The 17,031-nt window shown below is 56.5% G+C and carries 19 protein-coding genes and 1 tRNA gene; 13 read left to right on the plus strand and 7 right to left on the minus strand.

Going from position 1 to position 17,031, the window contains the following annotated elements:
* From ACNO7C_RS02540 to ACNO7C_RS02565, 6 genes are read left to right on the plus strand one after another with little or no spacing between them, the layout of a single operon-like run.
* A complete protein-coding gene (locus ACNO7C_RS02540) occupies positions 1-900 on the plus strand; it encodes a 3-methyl-2-oxobutanoate dehydrogenase subunit beta (RefSeq protein WP_460025438.1) in 900 nt (299 codons plus the stop codon).
* 28 nt (positions 901-928) lie between these two features.
* A complete protein-coding gene (locus tag ACNO7C_RS02545) occupies positions 929-1,087 on the plus strand; it encodes a TFIIB-type zinc ribbon-containing protein (protein WP_318536347.1) in 159 nt (52 codons plus the stop codon).
* Positions 1,088-1,141: 54 nt separating this feature from the next.
* Positions 1,142-1,429: a stress response translation initiation inhibitor YciH gene (gene yciH, locus ACNO7C_RS02550; protein WP_460025439.1), complete on the plus strand. Its 288-nt coding sequence runs from the start codon at positions 1,142-1,144 to the stop codon at positions 1,427-1,429.
* 44 nt (positions 1,430-1,473) lie between these two features.
* Positions 1,474-1,929, plus strand: coding sequence for an Hsp20/alpha crystallin family protein (locus ACNO7C_RS02555; RefSeq protein ID WP_460025440.1), 456 nt, complete (start codon positions 1,474-1,476; stop codon positions 1,927-1,929).
* Between the two features lie 44 nt (positions 1,930-1,973).
* Positions 1,974-2,273, plus strand: a complete 300-nt coding sequence (locus ACNO7C_RS02560) for a 50S ribosomal protein L14e (RefSeq protein WP_460025441.1) — start codon at positions 1,974-1,976, stop codon at positions 2,271-2,273.
* Between the two features lie 16 nt (positions 2,274-2,289).
* A complete protein-coding gene (locus tag ACNO7C_RS02565) occupies positions 2,290-3,294 on the plus strand; it encodes an RNA-guided pseudouridylation complex pseudouridine synthase subunit Cbf5 (RefSeq protein WP_460025442.1) in 1,005 nt (334 codons plus the stop codon).
* Positions 3,295-3,398: 104 nt separating this feature from the next.
* Here the strand turns inward: ACNO7C_RS02565 and ACNO7C_RS02570 are convergent, their stop codons facing one another.
* Genes ACNO7C_RS02570 through ACNO7C_RS02580 form a run of 3 tightly spaced genes read right to left on the minus strand, consistent with a single transcriptional unit; the run spans position 3,399 to position 6,467 of the window.
* Positions 3,399-3,911 (minus strand): hypothetical protein, encoded by a 513-nt coding sequence (locus tag ACNO7C_RS02570; RefSeq protein ID WP_460025888.1) that lies wholly within the window; start codon positions 3,909-3,911, stop codon positions 3,399-3,401.
* Complete coding sequence (locus ACNO7C_RS02575; RefSeq protein WP_460025443.1) at positions 3,908-5,218, minus strand: signal recognition particle receptor subunit alpha; 1,311 nt, start codon at positions 5,216-5,218, stop codon at positions 3,908-3,910. Before ACNO7C_RS02575 ends, ACNO7C_RS02570 begins: the two co-directional genes overlap by 4 nt.
* A 58-nt stretch (positions 5,219-5,276) precedes the next feature.
* Positions 5,277-6,467 carry an FprA family A-type flavoprotein gene (locus tag ACNO7C_RS02580; RefSeq protein ID WP_460025444.1) on the minus strand — a complete coding sequence of 397 codons (1,191 nt, stop codon included), beginning with the start codon at positions 6,465-6,467 and terminating at the stop codon, positions 5,277-5,279.
* 221 nt (positions 6,468-6,688) lie between these two features.
* On the opposite strand from ACNO7C_RS02580, the gene ACNO7C_RS02585 reads away from it, so the two are divergent.
* Positions 6,689-6,952, plus strand: a complete 264-nt coding sequence (locus ACNO7C_RS02585) for a UPF0147 family protein (RefSeq protein WP_318536340.1) — start codon at positions 6,689-6,691, stop codon at positions 6,950-6,952.
* Positions 6,952-7,968, plus strand: coding sequence for a radical SAM protein (locus tag ACNO7C_RS02590; protein WP_460025445.1), 1,017 nt, complete (start codon positions 6,952-6,954; stop codon positions 7,966-7,968). Before ACNO7C_RS02585 ends, ACNO7C_RS02590 begins: the two co-directional genes overlap by 1 nt.
* Positions 7,969-7,984: 16 nt before the next feature.
* Here ACNO7C_RS02590 and ACNO7C_RS02595 read toward each other — a convergent pair.
* A tRNA-Phe gene (locus tag ACNO7C_RS02595) sits at positions 7,985-8,076 on the minus strand.
* Between the two features lie 130 nt (positions 8,077-8,206).
* Between ACNO7C_RS02595 and ACNO7C_RS02600 the strand changes: the two genes are divergently transcribed.
* Both ACNO7C_RS02600 and ACNO7C_RS02605 read left to right on the plus strand, forming a co-directional pair.
* The gene (locus ACNO7C_RS02600; RefSeq protein ID WP_460025446.1) at positions 8,207-10,129 is read left to right on the plus strand and encodes an arginine--tRNA ligase; all 1,923 of its coding nucleotides are present in this window, start codon (positions 8,207-8,209) and stop codon (positions 10,127-10,129) included.
* A 37-nt stretch (positions 10,130-10,166) separates the two neighbouring features.
* Complete coding sequence (locus tag ACNO7C_RS02605; protein WP_460025447.1) at positions 10,167-11,435, plus strand: translation initiation factor IF-2 subunit gamma; 1,269 nt, start codon at positions 10,167-10,169, stop codon at positions 11,433-11,435.
* Here ACNO7C_RS02605 and ACNO7C_RS02610 read toward each other — a convergent pair.
* The 3 genes from ACNO7C_RS02610 to ACNO7C_RS02620 are packed head-to-tail and all read right to left on the minus strand — an operon-like array spanning position 11,425 to position 13,831.
* A complete protein-coding gene (locus tag ACNO7C_RS02610) occupies positions 11,425-11,937 on the minus strand; it encodes an HIT family protein (protein WP_460025448.1) in 513 nt (170 codons plus the stop codon). The genes ACNO7C_RS02605 and ACNO7C_RS02610 overlap by 11 nt on opposite strands.
* Positions 11,897-13,432 (minus strand): DUF402 domain-containing protein, encoded by a 1,536-nt coding sequence (locus ACNO7C_RS02615; protein ID WP_460025449.1) that lies wholly within the window; start codon positions 13,430-13,432, stop codon positions 11,897-11,899. The genes ACNO7C_RS02610 and ACNO7C_RS02615 overlap by 41 nt, the downstream gene beginning before the upstream one ends.
* Positions 13,433-13,465: 33 nt before the next feature.
* On the minus strand, positions 13,466-13,831 hold the full coding sequence (locus tag ACNO7C_RS02620; RefSeq protein WP_460025450.1) for a ribonuclease P protein component 4: 366 nt from the start codon (positions 13,829-13,831) through the stop codon (positions 13,466-13,468).
* A 13-nt stretch (positions 13,832-13,844) separates the two neighbouring features.
* Between ACNO7C_RS02620 and ACNO7C_RS02625 the strand changes: the two genes are divergently transcribed.
* The 3 genes from ACNO7C_RS02625 (at position 13,845) to ACNO7C_RS02635 (ending at position 16,172) form a co-directional block, all read left to right on the plus strand.
* Positions 13,845-14,534: a 16S rRNA methyltransferase gene (locus ACNO7C_RS02625; RefSeq protein WP_460025451.1), complete on the plus strand. Its 690-nt coding sequence runs from the start codon at positions 13,845-13,847 to the stop codon at positions 14,532-14,534.
* Complete coding sequence (locus ACNO7C_RS02630; protein WP_460025452.1) at positions 14,531-15,604, plus strand: pelota family protein; 1,074 nt, start codon at positions 14,531-14,533, stop codon at positions 15,602-15,604. The genes ACNO7C_RS02625 and ACNO7C_RS02630 overlap by 4 nt, the downstream gene beginning before the upstream one ends.
* 223 nt (positions 15,605-15,827) lie before the next feature.
* Positions 15,828-16,172 (plus strand): response regulator, encoded by a 345-nt coding sequence (locus tag ACNO7C_RS02635; protein WP_460025453.1) that lies wholly within the window; start codon positions 15,828-15,830, stop codon positions 16,170-16,172.
* Positions 16,173-17,031: the final 859 nt, after the last annotated feature.

Here is a 17,031-nt window from a genome sequence, read left to right on the forward strand (position 1 = left end):
ATGGCGCACAGGGTTTTCCCACGTGAGGAGTACTTGCTCAAGGGGCACGCAGCCTGCCCGGGTTGCGGGGCAACCCTGTTGCTACGCCACGTCTTGAAGGCGCTTGGCCCAGACACCTATCTCGTCATCCCGGCCTGTTGTACATCTGTTATAGCGGGTCCCCACCCGAGAAGCGCCTTTAAGGTTCCAGTCTTGCACATAGCCTTCGCCGCGAGCGCCGCCGCTGCCTCGGGGATGGTGGAGGCGCTGGACAGACTCGGGAAGCCCGGCAACGTGGTCGTGTGGGCTGGTGACGGCGGGACGGTTGACATCGGCCTACAGGCCCTGAGTGGCGCCGCGGAGAGGGGGCACAACATAATTTACATCTGCTACGATAACGAGGCTTACATGAACACAGGCATCCAGAAGTCAGGCTCGACGCCGTACAAGGCTTGGACGACAACGACGCCTCTCGGGAACCCCGGCCTCAAGAAGGATCTCCCCTCTATAATGACCGCGCACAGGATTCCCTATGTCGCGACTATAAACCCCGCGTACCCCAATGACATACTCTACAAACTGAGAAAGGCCAGCGGCATCAAGGGAGGCTTGAAGTACATACACGCTTTCTCGCCGTGCCCACCGGGCTGGCGCTACGACCCATCGCTCACCGTAAAGATAGCTAGGCTTGCTGTGGAGACGGGCATATGGGTTCTCTACGAGGTCGAAGACGGCCGGTTCTCCCTGACGGGACCAAGCAGGAGCCTGATAAAGAGGGAGAACAGGAAGCCCGTTTCGGAGTACCTGAGGCTACAGGGGAGGTTTTCCCACCTGACCCAGGAGGACGTGGACGAGATACAGAGGCTTGTGGACGAGCAGTGGGAGAGGATTGAGGAGCTGATAAGCGAAGAGAAAAAGTAAATAAGCATCTTTCTCCCTTTCAAGAACCATGTCTAGTGGCGAGAAGATATACAGGTGCGTGAGGTGTGGGAGAGAGTTCAGCAGGGAAGAGCTGTTGATCCTCCCGGGTTTACGTTGCCCTTACTGCGGCTTCAGGGTGATTGAAAAGACCAGGCCCCCGATCCCGAAGCGTGTACGGGCTGTTTAGGGCGTAAAGAATAAAAGGTGGACCTGCGCGTAAATCCCCGCTAAACGGGTTGAAATGAGCGCGGAAATACTTGATAACATATTGAAAGGCGTTTTCAAGGAGCAGCAGGTAATCAAGATCAGGGTCGAGAAGCGCAAGGGCCACCGCGAAGTGACCGTTATCACGGGCCTCGACACCAAGGATCCGGGTCTGCGTAAAATGGTTTCAGAGCTTAAGTCGTTGCTGGCCTGCGGGGGGACAATAAAAGACGACCACGTGGAGCTTCAGGGAGACCACAGGCACAGGGTCAAGGAGTTCTTGATCGCTAGGGGGTTCGCCGAGAGCAACATCATCGTCGAGTAACGCAACCTTAGTTTTTTATATTCGTTATTTTCACTTACACTCGTATGAGTGATGCCGGTAAAATAGCAGAGGAGCTGGCAGAGGCTGTTGCGCGCCTCCAGAAGGAGCTCAACGATGCTTTGCGTAGTGTGTGGGCGAAGTACTCCTCGCTCTACCCCGATAGGCTCAGAGTTTACGATCCACTCTACGACATTGAAGATAGAGGTGACAGCATAGCCGTCTACGTTGACGTGCCGGGCTTTAGGAAGAACGAGATTAAGATTCGCGTTACCGAAGACACGCTGGAGGTTATAGCCGATAAGTCGGAGGAGCGGGTTAAGGAAGAGAACGACAGGAAGTACATTCAGAGGGAGAGGCTCTATAAATCGGTTTATAAGAAAATTTCCCTGCCCGTTAAGGTTAGACCCGAACAGGCGCGGGCGAGGCTCGAGGACGGCGTTCTAGTCGTCTTGCTGCCAAAGAGCGGCGCTGAGCGGGAGGTCGAGGTAAAGCTCGAGTAGCAAAAACCTTTTAAATTTACATGGAAGAAAAGCTGGGAGCTAGTATGCCTAGAGTATTCGACGTTGGGAGGATCTGCGTCAAAACTGCTGGGAGAGAAGCAGGCAGGAAGTGCGTAGTTGTCGACATTGTTGACGAGAACTTCGTGGTCGTCACGGGGCCCAAGTCCCTAACGGGAGTTAAGAGAAGGAGGGTCAACGTGAAGCACCTGGAACCCTTGCAGCATAAAATCGTTATAAGTAAAGGAGCTACTGATGAGGAAGTGATAACCGCACTCGAGAAGGCGGGCTTAAAGGACTTCATGAGAGAGATGATCAAGCCTGAAGTCGCGCCGGGCATAGTTTGATGTTACGTGGTGTTGTGTGGAAAAGTATCTCGGCTCGCCTAAACCGCGCGGGCTTCTTGTGAGGGGCGAGTCCCGCACAGACCCCAGCTACGGGTTCCAGTACGACCAGAGGCCCGTTGACGTCCTTCTGAAGTACTCCGTGATTAACCTGGACAAGCCCGTGGGACCTAGCAGCCATGAGGTAGTAGCGTGGATTCGTAAGATCCTAGGCATTGAGCGTGTGGCGCACGCGGGGACGCTGGACCCAAAGGTCTCGGGGATTCTACCGATCACGTTGAACAACGCTATAAGGGTTCTACCGGTTCTCCTCCGAGAGGATAAGGAGTACGTGTGTGTTATGCGCCTTCACGGGGACGTTGACCGCGAGAAGCTGGAGAGGACTGTAAACATGTTCGTGGGGCCGATCTACCAGCGGCCCCCGCTCAGATCCGCTGTGAAAAGGTCGCTGCGCATAAGGAGGATCTACGGCATCCGTCTCCTAGAACTCGACGGCAGGAACGTCCTCCTTCAGGTCTGGTGCGAGGCGGGGACCTACATGCGGAAGCTCTGTCACGATATCGGTGAGGTTTTAGGCGTAGGGGCCCACATGCAGGAGCTCAGGCGCATAAGGTCCGGTAGCCTGACGGAGGAGAAGAACCTAGCCACGCTCCACGATGTTGTGGACTCATTTATACTGTGGAAGGAGCACGGCATCGAGGAATACCTGAGGAGGGTCTTCATACCTGTTGAGGAAGCGGTGCAGCATCTCCCAAAGGTCTGGGTGCGTGACACCGCGGTTGACGCGCTCTGTCACGGAGCTCCGCTAACGGTTCCCGGGATCGTCAAACTCGAGGACGGTATACGCGTTGGCGATCACGTTGGGATCTTCACGCTTAAAGGTGAGCTGGTGGCTATAGGAACAGCGAGTATGACCAGTAGCCAGATGATGTCCAGCAGGAGCGGCGTCGCGGTAGAGGTGGATCATGTAGTTATGGAGCCAGGAACATACCCGAAGGCCTGGAAAAGCTCGAAGGCCTCCTAGTAGACCTCATCGAGAAGGCCACTTTTGGCCTCTGCTTTTCAAGGTGTAGTTTGCAGAACCCGCTCGCAGAGTAGCGCCAGCGTCCCCCTGGGAAAAACGCGATGCTATTGGCCGCAAAGCCTGTCCAGTTTAATATTGAGGATCGCGATCGTTACGTCGACCGGCTTTGGCAAGGCTGTGATGGTTATACTCGGAGCACCCACGGTTAAGGCTAGCTTGTGCGGGATGAGCACCGTGAGAGTCTCCGGAAATCCGCGCAGCGCGGTTTCGAGCGGTGAGCCGTTACGCACCACGACATAGTCCACGCGTTCTTCAAAGGTCGAGGTGCGTTCTAGAAAAACTCCGTCGTGTAACCGGGATTTCTTCACCCCACGCTCCACGGCGACCTCAATTTTTTTGATTAATCCCAGCAGTGAGCGCTCATCTACGTGCACGTGCCTTAACTTTTCCCCTAAAAACGTTACCAGATAACCCCTATCGCCTAAGTGGATGGCGAGAGTGACGTTTCGACGTATACCGTGCGAAAGGTAGAATGCGGACGAGATTGTCCTGGCGAGTAGCGGCTTTTCATCGCGAAGGATCGAGCTGGGCGCCGAAACAATGATTCGTCTCTTCAGGCTGGGAACCCCGTTATGCGTCTTCGAGACCTGTAGAGTTGCTTCATCAGCTTCTTCATCTGATTATAGGACTCGAGGAGCCTTTTGACATCCCTGACCGTGGTTCCTGATCCGCGGGCGATCCTAAGCATGCGGGACCTGTCTATTATCTCGGGTTTGAGAAGCTCCTCCTCGGTCATTGAGTTCATGATGGCTATCCATTTACCCATCTCCTCCTCACCGCCCTCGAGTGAGCCCTTGACCGGTAAAGGCGATCCACCGAGCATCTCCAAGACCTTTGAAAGCGGCCCCAGTTTTCTGAGCTCGAGGAGCTGTTCGCGAAGGTCTAGTAGTGTGATCTTACCTGTTGCGATCAGTTTAGCTCTCTCCCTTTCCCGCTCTTCAGCTGCTTTGAACCTTCTGAGGATACCCTCTAGGTCGGGCATTCCTAGTAGCCTGGCTACGAACTTGTGGGGGTCGAACGCCTCGAAATCATCTAGCTTCTCGCCGGTGCCGATAAAGGCCACGCGAGTGCCCGTTTGCGCCACAGCCGAAAGCGCGCCGCCGCCCTTGGCCGAGCCATCTAGCTTTGTTACAATGACGTGCCCCAGAGGTACTACCTCCTTGAAAGCTCTGGCCTGCTTGGCCACGTCCTTTCCTTGAGTCGCGTCGACAACCAAAATTACGTCGTCAGGCCTGAGCTTACTGTATATTTCGGAGACCTCTTGCATAAGAGCTTCCTCGTCCTTGTGGCGCCCCGCCGTGTCTATTACGAAAACCTGGATATTCTTCTCCGCGAGCAGCTTCACCCCCTCTTCTACTACGCGGACGGGGTCCTTGGACTGCGGGTCACCGTATAATTCGACGCCTATCGCGTCAGCAAGCTGCCGGAGCTGATCGTAGGCACCGGGCCTGTACGTGTCAGCGGCAATTAAACCAACCTTATACCCACTTTCCTTCAGGTACTTGGCTAGCTTCGCTGCCGTCGTCGTCTTCCCGGAACCCTCGATACCGACCAGCATGATTCTGAACGGGACTCTCTCGACGGTGTAGGGGGTAGCGGCCTCGCCTCCCAGAAGCGACACGAGCTCGTCGTAGAGAATCTTTATTAGCACCTCGCGCTTGCTGAAGCCCGGAGGCACCTCCTGGGAGAAAAACTTCTTCTTGACCCGTTCAGATACTTCGAGCACGAGTTTAACATCCACGTCAGCCCTGAGGAGAACTCTCTGTAGCTCCCGGATTATAGCGTCGACCTCTTTAGTGTCCAGGAGAACAGAGTTCTTTATCTTCTCGAGCACGCCTAAAAGACCGCTACGCAACGACTCCATTACCTTTCTCCTCGAAAACAGCCAGATTAATTTTTAGGTATTACGCCCTTCGTTGTTTTTAGGTGAGTTTCGACAGCGAATCCCGGATTCTGCCCGCCACTTGGTCGGTGAACCTGCCCTCCCACTCTACAAACTCCACCGCCGTGAAGCCGTAGGATCGGAGACGCTCCGCAATCTTCTTACCGGCAACGCCTCCCCACCCGTATGGCGAGAGCACAAGGAAGGGGAGATTCTTCCGGTAGGACAGCTTTTCGCCGATCAGATCCACCAGGAACCTCATCAGCGGCTGTGCATCAGACTCGTAGGTGGCGGCCCCGAGAACCACTAGCCTCGACTGAGCCATGCTCGCTAAGGCCTCGGCAATACTGTCTCGGGTCTCGTCGGAGAACCGGTATACCGCGACCTCCACGCCTTTCTCCCTGAGCGCTTGCTTTACGGCCTCGACGGCCGGCTCAGTGCCGCCGTACATGGTCACATAGGTGATCGTTACTCTATTCCCCAGTTGATCACTACTGAGCCTAGCGTACAGGCTTAGTACCCAGTTGATGTTACGCCGCCAAATTGTCCCGTGGCCCGGAGCAATCACCCGAGGGCTAATCGATAGCTCCTCCATTTTTCTAAGCGCGCGGCCCACGAAGGGAGCATAGTGGCCAATCACTGTGACGAAGTACTTGGTTATCGCCTGCTCGAGTGCGGCGAGGTCAGCGTTGTCGTCGAAGAGGGGTGGTAGAGAGTAGCTCCCGAACGCATCGCACGTCAGGAGAACGCCCTCCTCCTCCAAGAATGTCGCAGATGTTTCGGGCCAGTGTAGCCAGGGGATGTGGATGAACCTGGCTTTTGCTCCTAGATCCAGAGGGGAGTTGTCAGGTATTGGCTTAAACCTGCTCACGCCGTAGAAGCTGGAGAGCATTTTGCCTGCTAGGGGGTGTCCCATGAAGACCGCCTTCTCGTTAACTCTAAGTAGCGCTGGGATGCTTCCCGAGTGATCAGGCTCGAGGTGGTGCACCACCACCTCCGTTATGTCGCGTGGGCTCACGATTTTTTCGATGCTTTCAAGAAGCAGGGTGGAGTAGCTGGACTTCCACCCGTCGAAAAGAACGACGTGATCGCCCTTAAGGAGAAGGTAAGCGTTGTAGGATATACGCTCCGGGATCTCCCATAGGGCTTCGAAGTACCGGATCTTCTCATCATCCACGCGGAGAACGTAGAGATCGCGCGTGACCTCAGCAACGTGGGTTTTTACGCTCATTGTGAGTATTTAGCAAGACACCCGTAATATTTGTTGCCGGGGGGTGAAGGCTGGAGTCTATGGACCGTAAGGCGCTGGTAGCTCGAGCGGTCTAGCAGACCGCGAGGACACAAGCTCTTCGCGGGGTTCAAGGGCGCAAAGGCGTAGAGTGAGCTACCCTAACTCGTGTAGCGACAATAAGGTTATAACCTCAAGCGGACTATGGGGGGTTGGGTGGGGGTATGGCTCAGGAGATGCCTCCTCAGATAAGGAACGCCATCGAGATTCTCAAGCAGATCGCTGATGACAGAGGGGTTCCGAGAAACATCAGGAGAGTGGCCACAGAGTCTATAGAGATCCTCATGGATCCGAAAATGTCCACTGGGCTCCGAGCAGCAACGGTTATCTCGAAGCTGGATGAGATATCAACCGATCCTAACATGCCGCTGTTTGCGCGCACTAAAATCTGGCAGGTAACATCCTTGCTCGAGCAGGTTAAGGATTAATGCCGCGCCGGTTGCGCAGCGGAAGCGTCGTATACGGGGAGCTGCCGGCGGGTTGCAGGCTCTGCCAAGAGGGCTTAAAAACCGTTGTTTTTTTAACAGGCATGTGCCCGCTCCGTTGCTTTTATTGTCCCCTCAGCACCGAGCGGAAAAACAGGGACGTTGTGTTCGTTAACGAGGTTCAAACAGGGGAGGACATGCTTGAGAAAACCCTGAGGGCCGAGGTTCTCAGATCAGCCTCGAGAGGAGCAAGCCTCACGGGCGGGGAGCCGCTGTCGCGCCTCAAGAGAGCTGTGAGTGTGATAAAGTACTTAAAGAGCGTTTTCGGTGCGGGCTTCCACGTGCACCTGTACACAAGCGGGGTCCTGCTCACGCGGGAGAACTTAAGGAGCCTTGTCGAGGCGGGCCTCGACGAGCTGAGGATCCACGCCCCCCTTGAAGTGTTAGAGGAGAAGATCAAGCTGGCGAAGGAGTACGCCGATCAGCTTGATCTCGGGCTCGAATACCCCGCTCTCCCGGGTGACGATGAAAGCCTCTTAAAGATAGTGGATCTGGCAGAGAAGCATGAGCTACAGTTTGTGAACTTGAACGAGCTTGAATTCACCGAAACCAACTACTCTTCTCTCTTGCTAAGAGGCTTCAGGATGTCGAAGGACTACAGGAGCGCCGAGGGCAGCAGGGCCACCGCTTTGAGAGTAATAGCCGCTGTGGAGGAGAAAGGCTACAGCGTAACGGTCCACTTCTGCCCCGTGGCGGTAAAGGACTACCAGCAGACGGGCCTCAGGTACTACCGAGCAGCCACCGTGATCGCGAGACCCCATCAACTCGTGACCGATGAGGGAACCACGCTTGAGGTCGAGTACCACGAGCTTAAACCCGGGTTTGGTGAGATTGCGAGCCTGTACCCGAGGGGTGTTCTGCACTTCTTCCTAGGCGACCTCATAAACAGGGGGAAGGTGATCGAGAGAAGCCCCCTTCTCAACGGCATGATTATAGAGGAAACGCCCCTCGGGAAATAGTAGCAGTCAATAGCAGTGGTGCCGGGGCCGGGATTTGAACCCGGGACCTCTCGGTTTCTGCAGGCGGGAGACTTCAGCCGAGCGCTCTCCCAGCTGAGCTACCCCGGCTTGTCTACAGAGTTGTCGCAACCGGGAAATAAATGGGTTTCGCCAACGGTGTTCCGCCTCTCCCTAAGTTCTTTACTTGAGACCAAACGCTCGCAAACTTTTAAGTTACTGTAAGGATTCGGTGAGCTCGATGGCTATTATCTCACCGTTCGACTACCTCAAGGAGAAAGTCAGGGGGTACGTCGCAAGGTTGGGTGATGCGGCGGAAATACCGGTAAGTCTAAGCGCCGTGGAGGTTACCAGGCCGCTTAAGCGTTACGGCGACCTATCTGTCCCGCTTTTCAGGCTGTACAAGGAGGTTGGCCTGCCAGCAGACCTTGTGCGCAGTAAGCTCGGAGAGGCCTTGAATAGAGTGGAGCACCCCTTGCTTGCCCCCAGGGGGATCGTCGGAGACTTCCTAAATCTGAACGTTAACGTCAAGGAGTACGCCCCAGTGGTTCTGGACTCCATCTTAGAGCTCGGTCCCCGGTACGGGGAGCTTCTGAGCGAGAAAACTGAGAGGATAATTGTCGAGTTTGTGAGCGCTAACCCGATTCATCCGCTTCACATTGGCCACCTGAGGAACGCTGTTCTGGGGGACTCATTGGTTAGGTTGCTGAGATCCCGCGGCCACGAGGTTCGGGCGCACTTCTACGTTGATGACGTGGGGCTTCAAGTGGCGTACGCCGTTTACGGCTTCCGGTATGTGAAGGATCTTAGGTACACGGAGAAACCGGACTACTTCGTTGGCGCGGTATACACGATGGTGAACCTGATGATCGAGGTGCGGAAACTTAGGGAAGAGGTTTCGCGGGAGGAAGAGCCCGAGCGCGTGGCAGAGCTTAACAGCAAGATAGACGAGTACGTGGCAAGGCTCCGGGAATACAGCGAAAAGTACCCTGATGCTTTCAATAGACTCGCAGAAGCCATCAAATCGAGCGCAGAGCCTGAAGGAGAGATAAGGGCTATTAACAGGGGCTACGAGGAAGGAGAGCCTTGGGCTGTAAAGCTTACGCGAGAGACGATCAACACCTGCTTGGAGGGCATCAAGCAGACGCTCAATAGGCTTGGCGTGGGGTTCGACAGCTGGGACTGGGAGAGCGAAATAACCGTATGGAGCGGCGCCACGGAGGAGGTCATCAGAAAACTAAGTGAGACGGGGCTCGTTGAGAGGAAGGAGGGAGCCTTAGTGTTCCGGGCAGACAAGCTGGCCGAGTCCGCAGAGGTCCGCGATGCCGCCGCGATACCCCAGGGATTTGCTGTCACGCCTCTAACTCTTAAAAGGTCGGACGGGACAACCCTCTACACGACAAGAGATATCGCCTACTCCATCTGGAAGCTATCGAGGGCCGACAGGGTCATAAACGTTATAGCGACCCAGCAGAGCCTAGCGCAGGCCCAGCTGAGGCTTGCACTCTACGCGCTGGGATACAGGGATATCGGGAGGAGGCTGATACACTACGCCTACGAGATGGTTGTACTGCCGGGGGTGAGGATGACCAGCAGAAGAGGTGTCTACGTGACCGCAGACGAGATCATAGCAGAAGCCGTTAACAGAGCACGCGATGAGATACGTAAGAGAGGGCTAGGTAGCGAGAGAGACGCTGAGAAGATAGGTATAGGGGCTTTGAAGTTCTTCTTCCTCAGCCAAACGCCCAACCGCACGATCACCTTCAATTGGGAGCGTGTCCTGGACTTTGAACAGAACAGCGGGCCCTTTGTGCAGTACTCGTATGTGCGGGCATTAAGCATACTCAGGAAGGCAGAGGAGCAGGGGTTGCCCAGCCCGAGGGGCGACCCAGGGCTTCTCGGAGAGGAGGAGAAAAGCGTCGTGCTGGCGCTTGGAGAGTTTCCATCTGTGGTGAGAGAGGCCGCCGACAGCCTGAGGCCTGATCTGGTAACACTTTACCTCAACAACCTCGCTGCCGAGTTCAACAAGTACTACGATACAACTCCCGTGCTCAAGGCTCCGGAGGGGATGCGCGAGGCAAGGCTGGTGCTTGTGAAAGCGGTCGCCCAGGTTCTCTACAATGGAATGAGCCTCCTCGGCATCGAACCACCAGAGAGAATGTAATATAAACTCGCGACGACTGAAAGCACTGGGTGTTGTCATGGATAAGGAGTTCGAGGAGGCTATTAAGAGGCAACCTCTCGTGAACATAGGCACCGCCGGTCACGTAGACCACGGTAAGACAACGCTCATCCAGGCCCTCACCGGCATCTGGGCGTCGCAGCACTCAGAGGAGCTGAAGAGGGGCATTACTTTGAAAATAGGGTACGCCGACACCGCAATATACCAGTGCCCTAAGTGTCCACCACCCCAGAAGTATTACACTTCGGCAAATCTACCTGAGGACATGAAGTGTAAATACTGTGGGACGCCACTGGAGTACGTCAGAAAGGTTTCATTCGTAGACGTTCCAGGGCACGAGATGCTCATGTCTATAATGCTCGCAGGCTCCGCGATGATGGACGCGGCTCTTCTGGTAATAGACGCGACCAAGGAGTGTCCTCAGCCACAAACCAGGGAGCACTTCACCGCACTTGACATTATAGGAGTACGGAGGCTAATCGTCGTCCAGAACAAGATAGACGTCGTCAGCAAGGAGAGAGCCCGGGAGAGTTACCAGGAGATAAAAAGATTCCTAGAGGGTACATGGGCTGAAGATGCCCCGATTATCCCGATCTCAGCGCTGCACAAAGTTAACATAGACGCGCTGGTGTGGGCTCTCGAAAAGTACGTACCGATCCCTAAGCGCGATCCCACACTCCCGCCGAGGATGCTCGTGGCTAGGTCGTTCGATGTGAATAAACCGGGTACGCCTGTGAAAAATCTTGTAGGCGGGGTCCTAGGCGGAACAATAGTCCAGGGAAAATTCAGGGTCGGAGATGAGGTTGAGATACAGCCAGGCCTGAAGGTGAAGAAGGGGAACCAGGAGATCTACCAGCCCCTCTACACGACCATAACCTCGCTGAAGTCCGGAAACGAGCCGCTAGAAGTCGCATACCCAGGCGGGCTCATAGCCATAGGGACCGAGCTTGACCCAAGCATAACAAAGGCGGACAACCTCATCGGGAACGTTGTGGGCAAACCCGGAACGCTTCCAGAGCCCCTTTACGACGTGGAGGTAGAGGTCCACCTGCTCGAGAGAGTCGTGGGCGCGGACCAGCCCCTCAAAGTCGAGCCTCTGAAAACAAACGAGGCTGTTATGCTGAATGTGGGGACTTCCCTATCGGTCGGCCTAGTGACCTCGGCGCGGTCCGACAGCGCTCACATAAAACTCAAAATCCCCATCGTAGCTGACAGGGGTGCACGCGTAGCGATATCAAGGCAGATAGCTGGGAGGTGGAGGCTCATAGGCTACGGTTTCATTCACTAGCACAACTATCTGCGCCGGCGAACACGTCGCGGAACTTAACTAGCCTCTGGTAAGTGTCGTTGAGCGCCTCCGGTATCACCTTCGTATCGGCTATTATTGGCATGAAGTTTGTATCTCCGTTCCACCGCGGGACTATGTGGATGTGCACGTGTGTCTCAAGGCCAGCTCCAGCAGTCCTGCCTAGGTTCACACCTATGTTAAACCCGTCAGGCGCCAGCGCCTTTTTGAGCATCTCTACAGACAGCTTCACCGCCTTCATTAAAACGCACAGCTCGCGGTCGTTGAGAAGGCTGAAGTCCGGTATGTGCTTCGTCGGGGCTACGAGTAGGTGCCCAGTGTTGTAGGGAAAGCTGTTCATCAGAACGATTACATCCTTGTTCTTGTAAACCACTAGGCTCCCGCCATCCTCGCGGGAAGCCTTGCAGATGAAGCACTCCCTATCGCGCTCAAGCTTCGCGTACTCAATGTACTTCATCCGCCACGGTGCCCACAGTACGTCCACCACCAGACACCTCTCTTAGCTTATCAAGCACCAGCCCAGCATATTTTTCTGTAACGCCTCCCCAGATCTCCCTCTGAACATCGAGGAGGAGAGCTGGAGACGAAAGAAGCCTTTCAGACCCCTCACTCAGAATCCTCGCTAGCCTTTCAGCGGCAACGCGGTACATTTCGAGACGCGCGTTTGGGAACCTGTCTAAGCGCCTCAGCTCCTCAAACACCTCCAGGTCTACGACCCCCCTGGCCCCACTCTCAGGCGTCCAGACAACGTCCACGTGTACGTCAAGGTACCAAAGAGAAGGGGGTGACAGCGTGGCGTCAAGAGGTGTATTCAGGTTCACGTAGATTCCTTTGAGCTTTTCCGACGCACTGAAGTACTTGTGCACAAGGAACCTCGAAAACGGGAACGTGAGTGTCACCACGAGATCTCCCGGTTCCTTCTTCACACCCAGCCCGTCGTAGAAACCTTCAGACTGTATCCTCCTCTCGAGCTGTAAGAAGCCGTCGCCACGCACCCGAACCGCCGCGTACCACGTGAAGCCCCGACTTGCGGGTTTCTCGTGGACGACCTTAACCTGCCCGCGAGAGATCAAGCTTAACAGACTCTCAAGGTACAGCACAAACGCGTCTTCCGATGATCCGCGAGCCTCCACCTCATCGATCGCTCTGCTCAGCGCCTCGTCCCCTAGGGACTTCACTATGTGGTGCCCCCTGGCTGTCCGAAGCACAGCGTTACGCAGGCTATCCGCCGCAAACGTGTCCTCAGGCTCGAAGTACACGAAAGCTATGGCCTCACCCTCCCTGACGAGCCTCGGCTCCTGAATCTCCTCGACGGCGGCCTTCAGCCTCCTCGCTTCCTCTACAAGCCTCTCCAGCTCCTCCGCAACAGCAAGCACGCCCGCGTCCTTAGCAGCGCTCCTGAACCTAACACCCCAGCCCTCAGGTGCCGTCCGGGAGGCGAGAGACAGTAGTTCCAGTGCGAGCTCAGGATCCCTTATGTGCTCGCTCAGCGAGTGGTGAGACCCTTCAATCACACGCACGTACCGACCTGAAACGGCGACCCCCTCCTCGAGGAGCGGGCTAGAGGGGCTCGGCTTAACGACGTGAGCTGTAACAAGGTCACCTGTCCTGTGGCCGCGCCTGCTCCTAAGGAACCCCCTCACCCCATAGGGGAGCTCGACCAAGTATCCGCCGCCTGCTTGCTCAATCACTCTCACCCGGTAGAGTGTGAAGGGGCCGTGCTCAATGACAACAGCGAGTGCACCTCGAAAGTACGCCTTGATAAGCGAGTAAACCTGCATCGCTAGACCATGCTCGCCGACAACAATGAGCCCCTTGTGGTGCTCCATATCCTTCACCGTGACCAATGTGCCGTTTCTCGAGAACCTGAGCCAAGGTATCCTGCTCTTTATCTGCTCTGTGACGTCGCTGAACGTATAGCCGGCGTTGTCCAGCAAGCCAGCGAGAGCGGTCGAGTAGATACCCCTCAGCCTTATCATTCCTCTAGAGTGAAGGCGCGACTGGGATAAATGTTATGTTTTACTTCCGGTATCGTATAAAATGCGCCAAGGCTTGTGAAGGCGCGGGTTTCTGCCGAGCGGGTACCTGCGAGTGTAGCCGCACTTAAGGCACGTGACAGCTATGTATTTCATCTTCCCCTTGTGCTTCACCCTAACGCGCATCGTGGTTCCCGGGACTAGGAAGGCGCCGCATTTCCTGCAGACTCTCGCCTTCAAAAACTCTGGGTACCTCAGCCTTGCCTTACGGGCAATAGCGAGCGCCAGCTCGCCGTATCTGTCTGCGAGCTCCGGCTCCACAGCATAGACCTTGCCCGCAAACTCAAGTAGCCGCGAGATGCGCTGGAGTGCCAAATCTTTTAACTCGCCACGCCTCTTCATCGCGGTTTTTAGAATGAAGAGGATAAGTCTTATACTTGGCGACGCGGCGCTGGAGCTCGTGCCTCCTGAGATCAGAAATCACCCAGCAGTGCTCAACAACGCGAGGAGGAGGGGGAAGAGTCCTGCGGAGATCCTGCTCGACAAGTCAATCCACTACCACGCCATGAAGAAGCTTAAGAACCACGAGAAGCGGGGGCGTCCCGACATCGTGCACATGTGCCTCCTCAACGCGCACAGTAGCCGCCTGAACGAGGTGGGGTTGCTTGAAGTGCTGATACACACGGTGAATGGAGAGGTTATAGAGATTAACCCCGCGACGAGGATCCCGCGCAACTACCTCCGCTTCACGGGCGTTATGGAACAGCTGCTTGTGTATGGGAGGGTCCCGCCTAAAGGGGATGTTGTACTTATGCGTAAGCTGGACACGGGCCTCAGCGATGCGCTTAGGGAGAGAGGTGTTATGTACGTCGCGCTCTTGAACGAGAAAGGGTCCCCCACCACTCCAAGGAAGCTATCCGAGCTGCTGATGCAGTTCGAGAGGCATGCCCTCATAGTAGGTGCTTTCCCGCACGGCGACTTCTCCGAGGATCTATACCGGGTAGCAAACGTGTCGTTCTCGTTGGGCAGTAAGGCTTACGACGCATGGTACATTGTAGCCCGCATGATCGCAAGCCTTGAAGATGCGCTGGGGCTGTGGGAATGAGGGTTATCGAGATAGATGAGAAGCGTAACAGGCTTCGGCTCGTCGTAGAGACCCCTGAGGACCTCTACTACCTGCTTCTTCTGATTAGGAGGGGTGACGTCGTGTACGCGTGGACTACACGCCAGCTTCGCATAGAGCGTGAAACAGGAGTCGAGAAGGGGGAACGCGTAAAGGTATACGTGGGGATCGAGGCTGAGAAGGTGAGCTACAGCAAGTTCACGAAGTCTATGAGGTTGACAGGAAGAGTCACGGATGCTCCTGAGGACGTCCACATGAAGGGTAGCTACCACACCCTGAGTTTAAGCGTCGGGGACGAGGTCCTCGTAGTTAAAAAGAACGGAATAGGGGCTTTCGACAGAGACGTTCTAAGAAGGGCGTCATCACTCATAAAAAAAGTCCTAGTAATATCGATAGGAGACGACGAGATAACCGTGGGCATCTTGTCCCCGGTAGGCGTCGAGGTACGAAGCAACATACCTTACTACTCCAGGCGCGGCGACAGAGAAACGAGCATTAGGGAATCCGTGCTCCCCGCGCTGACAAGGCAGATGGAGCTTTTGAAGAGCCACTATCGAGTAGAGGAGTACGACGAGGTAGTGGTTCTAACCACCGAGAGGTTGCTGAGCTCCGTAGAAGAGGCTCTTGAGGAGGCAGGCATCAAGGCTAGAGTGATCAAAGTGAGCGAGGGGGGTGAGGCTGGCGTGTACGAGCTACTGAGAAGGCAGGACTTGAGGCCGTTGTTCGCCGAGATCCGTTCCGTCGTAGAGGCCGAGGAGGCGGAAAAGCTGATAGATGAATTATTCAAGGGCTCCGGAAGGGTCATCGTGGGGCTGGAGGCGGTGGAAAAGGTGAGCGAGTGGGGTGTCGTCGAAGAAGTGGTAATCGTGGATGAGCTCTTCTTCGACGAAGCCTCAAGGGAAAGGGTTTTCGGGCTTCTAGACAAGCTATCATCGGCCAGGTTCATCCTAGTGGACTCCGAGAGCGAGGTGGGCAGGATGCTGAAAAAGCTAGGGGGAGTGATAGCTAGGCTGTATTATGCTTTATCCTGCGAGACGGGGATGTCGTCCTGACCCACTGCAGCAGCTAGGTCGCGGTCTCCGTGGGGGGTAGCAATGCTACTTTTTGAGTTTTCCCTTGTTTCCTCCCGTGTTCGACTCTCCTCTTCCCTTGCTTCCAGCGGGTTAGAGAGGTGGTTGCGGGAGGGTGTTCGGGCGCGGGCTCGTGACCGCTCACTCCGGGAAACTATGTAGCACAGCCTGTGTGAAAGTTTAAACCCCCACTCTATACTCAGCCGTGAGGGTCGAGGTAGACAGGGAGGTCTGGGAGAGCGTGGCAAGGTGGCTCGAGCTGACCGGCCTCGTCAAGGTGCTTTGGAGGCTCGGGCAGCCCAAGCCGCTCAGCAGGGCCTTCGGCACGCGCAACACCAAATACATAGCCAGCGCCCTCGAGAGGCTCTGCCCAGCTGGCTTAGTGAAGGAGGCTGTCGTCGGCGACGTGCGCTACGTCTACCTGATGGGGAGGGCCTGCGGCCTGCTCGCTCTGCTCGGCTACAGCGTCGAGGAGGTGGCGTGCGGCGAGCAGGCGCTCAGGACACTTAGGCATGGGGCCTCAGTAGCTTCCGGTGCAGCATCACTATAGCGATGTGCGTGCAGATCTCGCCCTTCTCACGTAGCTATAAGCCCTGAAGAAGCAGTCGCGACTACCCGCTGAAAAACCCCTAAAGCCACGGTGGCTAGTGTAACAATGTTATACTTTCGGCGTAATCATCGGAATGAATATTAACCCCCTTGTCCAAGGTGGGTATGGAGGCCCGTTGCCGCAGGCATTGGCCGGTGAAGGGGTGAGCCGGCTTCAGCGGCGCGGGCCAGGGTGCTTCCCCGAGAAAACTGGCGCCCGTCAAGAGGGGAGAGGGGGCGCCTGCACTCTCGGGGAAAAGACAGTGGGCGGGAGGGGGCAGAGCGGCTCGCCTGCATGCGAGGGCCCCGGGCACCTAGGCTACGCCGACCCCCAGTGCACTAGCGCTTAGGGGGGAGAGGCGGCCGGGGCCTGCGGTGGCCCGAGAGAAAGCCCCTTAAAAACACCCCTTTTTTACCCGCCCAGCCCACCATTCCACGCTCCTCTGGGACGTGGTGGGACTGGGCTGGGTGGGGGCCGGGCCCCCCGCGAGGGGGGTGGCGGGCTACGTCAATGAAGCGCCGCGCCCCCAGGGATCCCCACGCGGGCTCCCAGCGCGGCCGCTGAGGCGTGAAGGTGCCGGTCTGCGGGGCCACGCCCACGCAGCCTGGCCCTGGGCCGGTAGTGCCCGCCCGCAAGCCGGCTGCCCGAAGCCCGCTTCCACGCCCACGCGGCCTGGGGCGGGCTAGGGCGAGGGGCTGTTTTCGGCGGCTTTTCGGCTGCTCCCCGCCCCCTGGCAGCCGGCCCCCTGCCCTCGGGGGTGGACGGGCCGCTAGCGAGGCGTTGGCGCCGCCGGGCCTGGGCTGGCTCGGCGGGAGGGCCG

Source organism: Infirmifilum tikiterense, from assembly GCF_054696565.1.